The sequence below is a fragment of the Mesorhizobium sp. P2_D5 genome (assembly GCF_056404355.1).
This window is the reverse complement of the sequence record NZ_JBFUEE010000004.1, coordinates 658,573-670,141: the sequence shown is the minus strand read 5'-3', so window position 1 is coordinate 670,141 and position 11,569 is coordinate 658,573. Positions and strand designations below refer to the sequence as shown.

General features: G+C 62.6%; 12 protein-coding genes and 1 pseudogene. 7 read left to right on the top strand and 6 right to left on the bottom strand.

Features of this window, described 5'->3' with window-relative positions; all coding sequences use genetic code 11:
- Window positions 1-4: 4 nt before the first annotated feature.
- The 5 genes and pseudogenes from AC1DYW_RS21000 to AC1DYW_RS20980 form a co-directional block, all read right to left on the bottom strand.
- Window positions 5-375: pseudogene (locus AC1DYW_RS21000) on the bottom strand (bleomycin resistance protein).
- Window position 376: 1 nt separating this feature from the next.
- A complete protein-coding gene (hmuQ, locus tag AC1DYW_RS20995; protein WP_477227492.1) occupies window positions 377-691 on the bottom strand; it encodes a heme-degrading protein HmuQ in 315 nt (104 codons plus the stop codon).
- A 46-nt stretch (window positions 692-737) separates the two neighbouring features.
- A complete protein-coding gene (locus tag AC1DYW_RS20990) occupies window positions 738-1,511 on the bottom strand; it encodes an energy transducer TonB family protein (RefSeq protein WP_477227491.1) in 774 nt (257 codons plus the stop codon).
- A gap of 319 nt (window positions 1,512-1,830) precedes the next feature.
- Entirely contained in the window at window positions 1,831-2,274 is a 444-nt protein-coding gene (locus tag AC1DYW_RS20985) for a hypothetical protein (RefSeq protein WP_457150910.1), read from the bottom strand.
- A 5-nt stretch (window positions 2,275-2,279) separates the two neighbouring features.
- Entirely contained in the window at window positions 2,280-4,484 is a 2,205-nt protein-coding gene (locus tag AC1DYW_RS20980; RefSeq protein ID WP_477227490.1) for a TonB-dependent hemoglobin/transferrin/lactoferrin family receptor, read from the bottom strand.
- A gap of 200 nt (window positions 4,485-4,684) precedes the next feature.
- Between AC1DYW_RS20980 and hemP the strand changes: the two genes are divergently transcribed.
- The 5 genes from hemP to AC1DYW_RS20955 are packed head-to-tail and all read left to right on the top strand — an operon-like array spanning window position 4,685 to window position 8,824.
- Window positions 4,685-4,891 carry a hemin uptake protein HemP gene (hemP, locus tag AC1DYW_RS20975; RefSeq protein WP_457155520.1) on the top strand — a complete coding sequence of 69 codons (207 nt, stop codon included), beginning with the start codon at window positions 4,685-4,687 and terminating at the stop codon, window positions 4,889-4,891.
- Window positions 4,892-4,913: 22 nt separating this feature from the next.
- Window positions 4,914-5,975, top strand: coding sequence for a hemin-degrading factor (locus tag AC1DYW_RS20970; protein ID WP_477227489.1), 1,062 nt, complete (start codon window positions 4,914-4,916; stop codon window positions 5,973-5,975).
- Between the two features lie 11 nt (window positions 5,976-5,986).
- Window positions 5,987-6,895: a heme/hemin ABC transporter substrate-binding protein gene (locus AC1DYW_RS20965; RefSeq protein ID WP_457154134.1), complete on the top strand. Its 909-nt coding sequence runs from the start codon at window positions 5,987-5,989 to the stop codon at window positions 6,893-6,895.
- An 11-nt stretch (window positions 6,896-6,906) separates the two neighbouring features.
- The gene (locus tag AC1DYW_RS20960; protein ID WP_477227488.1) at window positions 6,907-8,010 is read left to right on the top strand and encodes a FecCD family ABC transporter permease; all 1,104 of its coding nucleotides are present in this window, start codon (window positions 6,907-6,909) and stop codon (window positions 8,008-8,010) included.
- A gap of 22 nt (window positions 8,011-8,032) precedes the next feature.
- Complete coding sequence (locus AC1DYW_RS20955) at window positions 8,033-8,824, top strand: heme ABC transporter ATP-binding protein (protein ID WP_477227487.1); 792 nt, start codon at window positions 8,033-8,035, stop codon at window positions 8,822-8,824.
- A gap of 134 nt (window positions 8,825-8,958) precedes the next feature.
- Here AC1DYW_RS20955 and rirA read toward each other — a convergent pair whose 3' ends face one another.
- Entirely contained in the window at window positions 8,959-9,423 is a 465-nt protein-coding gene (gene rirA, locus AC1DYW_RS20950; protein ID WP_095087491.1) for an iron-responsive transcriptional regulator RirA, read from the bottom strand.
- 276 nt (window positions 9,424-9,699) lie between these two features.
- Here rirA and AC1DYW_RS20945 point away from each other — a divergent pair, with 276 nt between their 5' ends.
- Window positions 9,700-10,995: a DUF445 domain-containing protein gene (locus AC1DYW_RS20945; protein WP_477227486.1), complete on the top strand. Its 1,296-nt coding sequence runs from the start codon at window positions 9,700-9,702 to the stop codon at window positions 10,993-10,995.
- A 110-nt stretch (window positions 10,996-11,105) separates the two neighbouring features.
- Complete coding sequence (locus tag AC1DYW_RS20940; protein ID WP_095087495.1) at window positions 11,106-11,534, top strand: phasin family protein; 429 nt, start codon at window positions 11,106-11,108, stop codon at window positions 11,532-11,534.
- Window positions 11,535-11,569: the final 35 nt, after the last annotated feature.

Below are 11,569 nucleotides of genomic sequence, written 5' to 3'. Positions count from 1 at the left end.
CTGGTCACACCTCTTCGGGTGCGCAGCCGAACTTCAGCAGATTGCCGTGCGGGTCCCGGATATGGAATTCCTTCATGTTCCACGGCCGCACGGTGAACGGACTGAGTTGCCTGACACCGCGCGCTGAAAATTCGGCATGCAGCGCCGGCACCTCGCCGCCCCTGATATAGCAGGACGAAACTTCGGGGAGTTTGCGGTCGTCGCTCTTCCAGAAATGGATTTCGATGTCGCCCGGCGCACGATCAGATAGTCGTCCATCTCCGGCTCGACGACACCAAAGCCGAGCTCATCGCGGTAGAAATCGCGCGTTGCCTCGATGTCGGGCGAGGGCAGGATCGGAATGCTGCGCGCAGGATCTTGGGCAGGCGTTGCCATCTCAGGCCCCTTCCACGACGGAAAAACCCTCGAATTGCGGATGGCCGAGATAGTGGACTTTCGTGGTGCCGACATTTCTGTGGGCGGCACGGAAATTCTCGGACTTGGTCCAGGCGACGAAATCATCGTGGCTCGCCCACACCGTGTGCGAGGCAAACAGCGTGTAGCCTTCAGTCTCGTTGACCGGGCCACGCAGCAGATGGAACTCCCGGAAACCTTTCAACTGGGCAAGGCTTGAATCGCGGTTCTTCCAGACGGCTTCGAAATCGGCTTCCGAGCCGGTCTGCACCTTGAAGCGGTTCATGGCGATGTACATGGAGGTTCCTTTCATTCGGGTGTTGATGGTTGACGCCGCGACAGTTTCAAAATGGGCCGATTTCGGCCTCGAACGCCAAACTCTTGCTCACGGCCTGTGGTGGAATTGGAGGAAAAGGAGCTGCCTTGCGCACGATGCCGAGCGCGACCTTGTCGAAATTCGGCGATCCAGAGCTTTGCACAATGCGCAGGTCATCAATGCCGCCGCGGCTGCCGATGATGAATGTCACAACGGCATTGTTGCGAGCAGCCAACTGTACCGAACGCGGGACGCCGCGATTGACACGGCTGAGCTTTCGGAAGACGTCGCCGCGGTAATTGTCTTCCGCCGCGCTGCCTGCCTCCTTCTGTTTCTTGCCCTTGCTGGCCGCCTGCGCCAATCGGTCCTGGCCATTCGCCGTGCCACGCTTCTCATCCGCTTGGCTGGTGCTGGGCGGGGCGGCTGCCGGAGTTGGCCTGGCGCTGGGAATCGCTTGCTGCTCCGGGACGACGGCAGGCTCGGCCTGAACGGTCGGCTGTGCAAGGGTTTCAGTCTTTGCAACGATGCTCTTGTCATCGGTGCGCGGGGCTGTCGCCACCAGAATGTCCGGCGTGACGGAAGGCTGTTTGACAGGCGCTGACAAAGGCTCGACCGGCTGTTTGGCGGTTTCTTGAACAGGTTGAGACGGCTCTGTTGGTGTCGTCGGCCTGGCCGCCTTTGAAGGCTCTGATTTGGTCGGCCGTGGATTGGGCACCAGCTTGACATTTACAGCCGCCGGATCCTGGTCCAGTGCGCTGCCGACYACCTTGTCTCCGGACTGATCGCTGCCCTCCGACCGCATGGCATCCTGGGAATCGAATGTCCCCGAGGGCGAAATCAGAAAACCCGCCGCCACCGCCGCATGGAGCAGGCAGGAGACGATGATCGCCGCCGTCCATCTGCGGTTCCAGGCCGATGGCCGCGGCGGCGCAAGCGGCTCGGTTGGCACGATCGCCAGTTCGGCGCCGGGTTCGGGGAGGGGACTGATGTCACGCATGTCGCGGGACGAGACCTGCAGCGACCCGTGCGGACTTGTCAAATCAAGATCGCTTGGTCCAAACGACAAGCCGGCCAGGGGCCGTGCCACCGTGCTTTGCAGGAATGCGGGATGCAGTCCCATCTCAGACGCCGAAGGCGATACCGGTCTTGGTGTCGGTCTTCAGCTTGCGCATGCAGGCGTTCGGATCGACGGCTGTGCCGGCGCATTCCGTCGCGCTGTTGATCAGCACACGGCTGACCTTGGCGCAGTCGGTGCCGGCCAGATCGAAGCGTGTCACCTTGGTCTTGCCCGCAGGCAATTCCTTGAAGTCGAGCACGGTCAGCCGGTCGACGATGCCTGCCTCGTTGAACAGGGCGATCTCGAACGCCGCCTTGGAGAGGTCGGCGCCGAGGTTGTTGCTGACCACGAAGGTCAGGCGGCAGCCCTTGTCGGAGGCTTGCGCGCCGTTGAGTTCGAGGGCCAGCGCGGGAACCGGCGCGGACTGCTCAGGCCATGCCGGAACCATCGCAAGCGACATCGCCAACGTCGAGGTCAGCAGACGAAGGGATGTCCTCAAGCTCGCCATTGCCGTCAGCCTCCAAATCGCATCGTTGCCGCCAGCTTCAGGGTTATGCCCGGTTCGTAGACAGCAACCGTCGTGCTGCCGTTCAACGGGTTGGCGTATTTGACATCGAACAGATTGTCGGCGCGGAAATCGACCTTCAGATTGTCGGTCGCCTGATAGCTGGCGAAGGCGTTGACCAGCGTATAGTTCTTGGCCACTGCATTGCCTTTCGGCTTGCCATTGTACTGCACTTCGCCACCGACGGTCAGCTTGTCCTCGAGGAAGCGCAGGCCGAGTTGAGCCGTGACCTGAGAGGACGGGATGGTGGCAAGGTCTGCCCGGTCGCCTTCATAGGATATGGTGTGACCATTGATGATGGAGGCGGAAAGTCCGGCGTAGCCCCATGCCGCATCGTAAACCCCCTCCATCTCGAAGCCGTCGATCTTGGCCTTGGCAAAATTCTGGTACTGGAAGCAGATCGGGATGCCTGGGCCGAACGGGCAGCCGCTGGTCGGGTCGAACGGCGACAGCGTCACGCCGTCGATATAGTCATCGACATTGTTGTTGAAATAGGCCGCCTTGATGCGAAGCGCGTCGCCGGCCTCCAGGATGTCATTTTGCTTGTAGTTGACGCCGAATTCCGTCGTCTTGCCGGTTTCAGGCCGCAGATTGGGATTGGGCAGGAACGGGAAGGAAACACCGGCCGGATGGTTGCCGCTGATCAGCGTCTCCGTCAGCGAGGGAGAACGGTAGCCTTCCGCATAGGTGCCATAGAATTGCAGGCCGGCAAGGCCAGCGCTTTCGAAGGGCGAGACGCCGACAGTGATGCGCGGCGACACTCTATCGCCGGAAGTCTCGTGGGTATCATCCTTCAAGCTGTAGTTGTCGTAACGCAGGCCGGCGATGACTTCGAGCCACTCCCAGGTGAGCTTGTCCTGGACATAGGCGCCGGAAACGTTGCGCTTGCCGGAAGGCGTGTAGAAGCTGTCACCACCGGCCGTGCCGCCGGTCTCGACGTTGTCGCCCGCCCAGTCACCGCCGTAGGTCAGTTCGTGCGCGACGCCGGCGGTCTCGAACCTGGACGTGTTCCAGATGTCGATGCTGGTCGTGCCGACATTGAAGGTCGAGGTCGAACCTGTCGGCAGCACCACAGGCAGGCCGGTGACCGGATCAAAGCGTTTTAGCGGGACGAGGCTCTTCAGGTCGAGGTTGGTCTTGTTGTAGGAGGTGTTGATGTGGAGATCGAGCCAGCTCTTGTCTTCGTCGGTGATGTTGTAGCGGGCTGTGAAGGTGTTCGACTTCAGGTCCACATCATTCACCGGCGCGCCACCGCTGATCTCGTTCCAGCCATCGCTTGAGCCGACCCAGCCGAGCTTCAGCTCACTGTTGTCGGTCGTTCGGATGGTGGTCTTGAGCAGGCCGCTGAGCACGTCGAAGCCAGTGCCCTTGGCGGTATCGCCATCGCCATCCTTGTAGTCGTTATAGTTGCGGTAGACGATGTTGCCGAGCGCATCCCAGTTCTCGTTGAAGCGATAGGCGCCGGATGCGCTGGTGGTCCAGCCCTTGCCATTGCTCTCATAGCGCCCGGTGACGGAGCCAGCCCATGTCTCGTTCGGCTTGAGGAAATCCTCGGCATCCTTGGTGTCGAAGAAGACCACGCCGCCGATGGCGCCCGAGCCATAGGTGTTGGCGACAGGACCGCGGATCACGTCGACGGAGTTGACGAGCTCAGGATCGATGTAGAAGGTCGACTGCGTGCCGTGGTCGGAACGCTGGAAATTCTGGCGGGCGCCGTCGACGATAACCGCGACGCGACCGAAATCCTGCAGGCCACGGATGTTGATGCTGGTGCTGACACGCCTGGCGTCGGCCTGCGCCGCGACACCGGGCACACCAAGCAGCATCTCGTTCGGCGTCGTCGCCATGCGGCGGTCGAGCTGTTCCTGGTCGATATGGCTGGCCGAAGCCAGCGATTCGATCGCTGTCTCGCCGGTGCGGCTCAGCACCAGGATCTTGTCGAGCAGTGTTACGCCCGCCGGGGCGGGCTTTGCCTCTTCCGCCTTCGGCGATTCCGCCGCTTGCTGGGCGCTGGCTGGTGGCGCCAGCAAAGCGACTGCCGCGACGCTTGCCAGCAAGGCTGCCATTGCTCTTGCCGTGGATCGCCCGCCAAGACCCTCATCAAACGGGCCAGTGTCAAACCGGCCGCGCCATTCCCAATTCATCAACCCCATGCCCCAACTCCAAAGTCCAGGTTCGGTGCTGGCTGGCCTGGGGCTCGCTGGCGTTTTTTGATCGTGTCCGGCGTCTTAAATGTTGACTCATTTACTCCGGTATTGCACTGACTAGTAAACATGATTATTCAAGTCAAGAAATGAATCGGCATTTATGCAGGCCTAGCCAGGCGCCCGGCACAGGAAAGGGATCGATCCAGATGAACACGCACAATCCCAATGACTTTCGCTATCGCGTCCGTCGTTCCGACGACACCTCCACCCGTTTCGACCGGGTTCCGCTGGCGGTGCGAACGCTGTCCAGCAACACCCTGTTCCAGGGCGAGCACGAGATCGGCATCGAGCATCATGGCGCGCTCTACCGGCTGAAGATCACCCGCCAGGGCAAGCTCATTCTCAACAAGTAAGGCAAGGCAGTAGGGACGAAACATGGACCAGCGCGTAAAACCCGCCCCGCATGAAATCCGGCGGGCACGGACAGAGAATCCGAAGACGCGCGAGCGTGATCTGGCTGCCCAGCTCGGCATTTCGGAGGCCGAGCTCATCGCCGCGCATTGCGGCGACGGGGTTGTCCGCATCGAGCCGCGCGTCAACGATCTCCTGACCGGCCTCGAAGCCGTCGGCGAAGTCATGGCCTTGACCCGCAACGAAAGTGCGGTGCACGAGAAGATCGGCGTCTACGACAAGATCGTCACCGGCAACCACAATGCCATGGTGCTCGGCGAAAACATCGATCTGCGCATCTTCCCGAAAGTCTGGGCGCACGGCTTTGCCGTGGAAAAGCGCGATGGCGACGACATTCGCCGCAGCCTGCAGTTCTTCGACGCGGCGGGCGAGGCGGTGCACAAGGTGCATCTGCGGCCTGCCTCCAGTCTCTATGCCTACCAAAAGCTGGTCGCCGCGCTCGAATCGTCGAACCAGGAGCCGACGATCGACATTTCTGGACACGTCCCCGACGACGAGGTCCATGGCGGGGAAACCACCGCCAATCTTGACGATTTGCGCGACCGCTGGAGCCGGCTGACCGACGTGCACCAGTTCTTCGGCATGCTGAAGACGCTGAAGCTCAGCCGCCGGCAGGCGGTGCGTATGGTCGGCCAGGACTATGCCTGGCGGCTCGACAATGACGCCGTCCGCGCCATGTTCCATCATGCCGCCGAGGGCGAGATGCCGATCATGTGCTTTGTCGGCAATCGCGGCTGTATCCAGATCCATTCCGGTTCGGTCAAATCCATCAAGCCGATGGGGCCATGGATCAACGTACTGGACGAGACCTTCCACCTGCACTTGCGAACCGACCACCTCCATGAGGTCTGGGCGGTGCGCAAGCCGACCAAGGACGGTCACGTCACCTCGCTCGAAGTCTATGATGCCGACGGCAAGATGATCATCCAGTTCTTCGGCAAACGCCACGAAGGCGAGAGCGAGCGCGACGACTGGCGATTCCTGGCGGAACACCTGCCGCGCATCCCTAGCCCGACCGCAGCCTGAGGATGATACCTATGGTTTCCTTTTCCAGACTGGCGCCTGTTCTCAGGCTGGCGCTTGGACCGGCAATCGGTCTCTCCCTGGCTTTTGTCGCCTTGCAACCCGGCAACGCCGCCGAGGGTGCGACCGTCTTTGCCGATCGCTCGAAGATAGTTGCCATTGGCGGCTCCATCACCGAGATCGTCTACGCGCTCGGCGAGGAGAAGCATCTGGTGGCTCGCGATTCCACCAGCCGGTATCCGAAGGCCGCACTTGATCTGCCTGATGTCGGCTACATGCGCCAGCTGTCGCCGGAAGGTGTGCTGTCGGTCAACCCGACCGGCATCCTTGCGCTGCACGGCAGCGGTCCCAGGGAAGCCGTCGATGTGCTGAAGAAGGCGAGTGTCCCGTTCATCGAAGTGCCCGAACACTATAGCCACGAAGGCATCCTGGAGAAGATCCGCATCGTCGGCAAGGCACTCGGCGTCGACGCCAAGGCCGAGGTGCTGGCCAGGGAGCTTGATGCCAAGCTCACCGCGGCCGAAAAGCAGACGGCCTCGATCAAGCAGCGCAAGCGCATCCTGTTCGTGCTGTCGATACAGGGCGGCAAGATCCTGGCCGCCGGCAGCGAGACCGCCGCCGATGGCATGGTCAAGCTGGCGGGCGGGGGCAATGCCGTGGAAGGCTTTTCCGGCTACAAGCAAATGTCCGACGAGGCGATCATCACCGCCAGGCCGGACGTGATCCTGATGATGAGCAATGCCGGGCCTCCGGTATCGGACGACGAATTGTTCGCCAATCCGTCCATCGCCTCGACGCCGGCGGGTGCCGCACGCAAGCTGATCCGCATCGACGGCGCCTATCTGCTCGGCTTCGGGCCGCGCACGGCCGATGCTATCCACGATCTCGCCGTCTCGCTTTATGGCGGGCAGGTCACGGATTGAGCGGGCAGATCATGGTCGATCAATCAATGGCCGGCCCGGTGAAGGTGATGGCGGGTGCATCCGAAGGCGACCGCTCGGGTCGCGCCCGCATCGTCATTCTTCTGCTGTGCCTGGGGCTCGTCATCGCCGTGCTTTTGTCGCTGACGTCCGGAGCATCGGACGCATCGGCCGCCAACGTCATCAGCGACTGGCTGTTCGGCACCGTGCCCCGCGACACCGCGTTGAGCGCCCGCGACAGCCTGATCATCTACGACATCCGCGTGCCGCGCATCATCCTCGGCATGCTGGTCGGCGCAGCACTTGCCGTCTCCGGCGCTGTCATGCAGGGGCTGTTCCGCAATCCGCTCGCCGATCCCGGCCTGATCGGCGTTTCGGCCGGGTCCAGCCTCGGCGCGGTTGCCGTCATCGTGCTCGGCGCCACGGTGCTGGCGCCGGTGACGGCCATGCTCGGCACGCTTGCGCTGCCGCTGGCGGCATTTTGCGGGGGGCTCGCCACGACGCTGGTGCTCTACCAGGTTGCCACGCGACGGGGACAAACGTCGGTCGCCACCATGCTGCTCGCCGGCATCGCGCTGGCAGCGCTTGCCATGGCGCTGACCGGCATCCTGATCCTCATTGCCGACGACCGCCAGTTGCGCGACCTGACCTTCTGGCAACTCGGATCGCTCGGTGGCGCGACCTGGGCGAAGATCGCTTCGGTCGGACCGATCATCGTGCTGGCGCTGGCGGCGATGCCGTTCCTGGCGCGCGGTCTCAACGCACTGGCGCTGGGTGAGGCGACTGCCGGCCATCTCGGCATTCCGGTGCAGCGGCTTAAGTACACGGCCATCATCGGCGTCTCGGCGGCGGTCGGCGCATCCGTCGCCGTCAGCGGCGGCATCGGTTTCGTCGGCATCGTCGTCCCGCATCTGCTGCGGCTGCTGATCGGTCCCGACAATCGCTACCTGCTGCCGGCGTCGGCGCTGCTCGGCGCCTCGCTGCTGCTGTTGGCCGACGCCGTCGCGCGCACCATCGTGGCGCCGGCTGAATTGCCGATCGGCATCGTCACCGCGATGGCCGGTGCGCCGTTCTTCCTGTGGATACTGCTGCGCAAGCGCGGCGTCGTTGATTTGTGATTTGGGAACCTGTGAGGCTCGGATGATCGAGGCAAGGGACGTTTCCGTGGCAATCGCCGGCAAGCGCATCGTTGCCGGTGTCGATTTCGCCGCACACCCCGCCGAGGTGACGGCAATCGTCGGCCCCAATGGGTCCGGCAAGACGACCTTCCTCAAGGCGCTGTCCGGCGAACTTGCCTACACCGGACATGTCGTCCTCAACGGCGGCGATCTCTCGGCGATGAAGCCGGTCGAGATCGCCGTCCATCGGGCCGTGCTGCCGCAGGCGACGACGCTGTCGTTTCCGTTCACGGTGCGGGAGGTGGTCAAGCTTGGCCTTGTCGGCGGCCGCTCCGGCGTCTTGCCGGGTGAGGACGCGCGGCTGCCTGAACGGGCGCTGGCGCGCGTCGACCTCGACGGTTTTGCCGGGCGTTTCTACCAGGAGCTTTCGGGCGGCGAGCAGCAGCGTGTCCAGCTTGCGCGCGTGCTGTGCCAGGTCTGGGCGCCGGTGCTCGACGGCAAGCCGCGCTATCTGTTCCTCGATGAGCCGGTTTCCAGCCTCGATATAAAGCACCAGCTGATCATCATGAACATCGCCCGCGACTTCGCCAGAAGGGGTGGCGGCGTGGTCGCCATCCTGCACGACCTCAATCTGACGGCCATGTTTGCCGACCGGATTTTTGTCATGCATCGCGGCAGGCTTGCTGCCACCGGCTCGCCACGGGCCGTGCTGAGCGACGACCTGATCGAAAAAGTGTTCGACTGCCGGCTCAGGGTCGGCGTGCTGCCTGCCGGCGACATGCCATTCGTATTGCCGCAGTCGACGGTCTGTTGATACTCAGGTGAGGCGGCCTGCGAATGGCGGTTTCCTGCGCTTCCGGTACTCACGTACCCGAAAGTACGCTCCGTTCGTTCTCGACTCAGCGTGACCTGAATCTCAACGGACCTACTCAGACTCGGGAGACTTGCTCAGGCGGCAGGTGCGCGGCGCTCAACCAGCATGTCGATACCGAGCAGGTTGCGCACATTCGGCCGCGCCGCCACGAGATCGGCGATCGTGTAGCGCTCCAGAACCGCGAAGAACGCGTTCAGCGCCTCACGCAATGCCGAGTTCAGCGCACAGCTGTCGACCAGCGGGCATTCGGCGGCATCGTTCTCGAAGCATTCGGCCATGGCGAAGCTCTCTTCGGTCACGCGCACGACATCGAACAGGCTGATGGACTCGGCGGCACGGCCAAGTCTGACGCCGCCATTCCTGCCGCGCACGGTTTCGACCAGGCCGTGCTCGACCAGCGGCTGCAGGATCTTGAACAGGAACAGCTCCGACACCGAATAGGCGGCCGCGATCTCGGGGATGCGGCTCAATCGATCATTGTTGGCGGCACAATACATCAGGATGCGCATGGCATAGTTGGTCTGGCGCGTAAGCCGCATTTTGTCCTCACAACGCGCTGGAGCGGTAGAACCACGCCAGATTTCAAAACTTTACTGATGCGGCTCTGACCCCGAAATTTCGGATTCGCCACATTGGCCTGGGCGGAATATGGCCTATACCTTGGAACAATTCCAGACTAGCCGGGCACAATAGATGAACATTCTCGTCAACTTTGTGTGTGCATCCGAGCAAGGTGCGAGCGAAACCGGCTGTAACGGGCATTTCGCCTGATGAAACACTAAATAGGCCCGAGATTGACGAGGAGCAGCTCATCCATGTCACAATCGGTCCAGTCGCTGGCGCCTGTCCGTTTCGATGCCGACGCGGAGGCCAAGCTTTCCGCCTTGCGGTGGACAAAGTTTATCGCGGCGGCGGCGCTGGCGCTTTGCGTGCTGGTGTTTGCGCTCGCCAAATCGTTCGAGCACATCTATCCGTGGCTCGGATTTGTTGCTGCCTTTGCCGAGGCCGCGACCATCGGCGGGCTGGCCGACTGGTACGCGGTGGTGGCGCTGTTCAGGCGGCCGCTGGGATTGCCGATCCCGCACACCGCCATCATCCCCGAGAACCAGAGCCGCATCGCCGACAATCTCGGCCGCTTCATCGAGGTCAATTTCCTGGCGCCCGAACCAGTGCGTGAAAAGCTTGCCGAGGTCGATTTCTCGGCGCTGGTCGCCGACTGGCTCGCCGATGCCGAACGTGCGGCAGGCCTGTCGCGCTTTGTCGTGCGGCTGGTCCCTCAGACGCTCGCCGCCGTCGAGCAATCCGGCCTGCGTGGCTTCGTCACCAGCCGCATGCTCGAGCAGATCGAAAAGGTGCCGCTGGCGCCGCTGGCGGCCGAGCTGTTGTCGGCGCTCACCGACGACCGTCGCCACCAGAAACTGTTCGACGAATTCACCAAGGTGATCGGCCGGTTCCTCAACGACGAGCAGGCGCTGGCGACGATGCGCGAGAAGATCCGCGAGGAGTTGCCGTCGCTGTTCAACCTGTTCCGCGCCGACGCTTACCTGCTGAAGAAGATCGTCGCCTCGGCCGGTTCGCTGCTCGACGAGGTGCGGGCCGATCCCGACCATCCAATGCGCGCCGAATTCGACCGTTTCGCTCAAGCCTTCATCGAAAGGCTCAGGACATCGAAGCAGTATGCCAAGCGCGCCGAGAAGCTGAAACGCGATTTCCTCGCCCGGCCGGAGGTCAAGGGATTGGCCGGCGACATGTGGGCAAGCCTCAGCCAGTTCATCGAGCAGGACGCCAAGGCGCCCGAGTCGATCATCCGTACGCATCTCGCCAATATGTTCGTCGAGGTCGGTCGCCATCTTGCCGGCGATGCACAGATCCGGGCCGACATGAACCAGGGGTTCGTGGTGGCGCTCGCTTCGTTCGTGGAGAGCCAGAAGAGCGGCGTGTCGAAATTCATCGCCGACCAGGTCAAGCGCTGGGACCTGGCGCAGCTGACACGGCTGATCGAGATGAACATCGGCAGGGACCTGCAATACATCCGCTTCAACGGCATGATCATTGGCGGGCTTGCCGGTGTCGTTCTCTATGTCGCCGAGCGGCTGTTCCTCGTCGGCTGACGCCCATTCGGCCCTGGACCGATTCCACTGCGTCCGAATGGACACGCGGCACATCGGTGCTATTCTCCCGTCCGGGAGCCCAATCGGCGGCGACAGGGGAGAAGACCATCATGGCCAAGCAACCGGAATCCGATTCCTTCATGGACATGTTCGGCAAGTTCGGCCGCGACCTGAAAGTGCCCAACGTCGATGTCGAGGCAATTCTTGCGCATCATCGCAAGAACCTCGAAGCGCTGGAAAAATCGGCCCGCGCCAGTGCCGCCGGCGCGACCTCGCTGTTGTCCAGGCAGCGCGAAATGCTGCAGGACACGCTGCGCGAAGTCACCGAGATGGCGCAAAGCTACCGGGCGCCGGGCAATCCGCAGGAACTGATGGCCAAACAGACGGAATTCGCGCGCAAATCCTTCGAGGCTGCGTTGAAGAACGCCGGCGAAGTGGCTGAACTGGTCAAGAAATCCGGCACCGAATCGGTCGACATCCTGCGCACGCGCATCAAGGAGGCGATGGAAGAAATCCGCGCCGGCTACGACAGGAAGTAGCGGTCTCCGGCCAAGGTGGCATTGTTGCCGCCGGC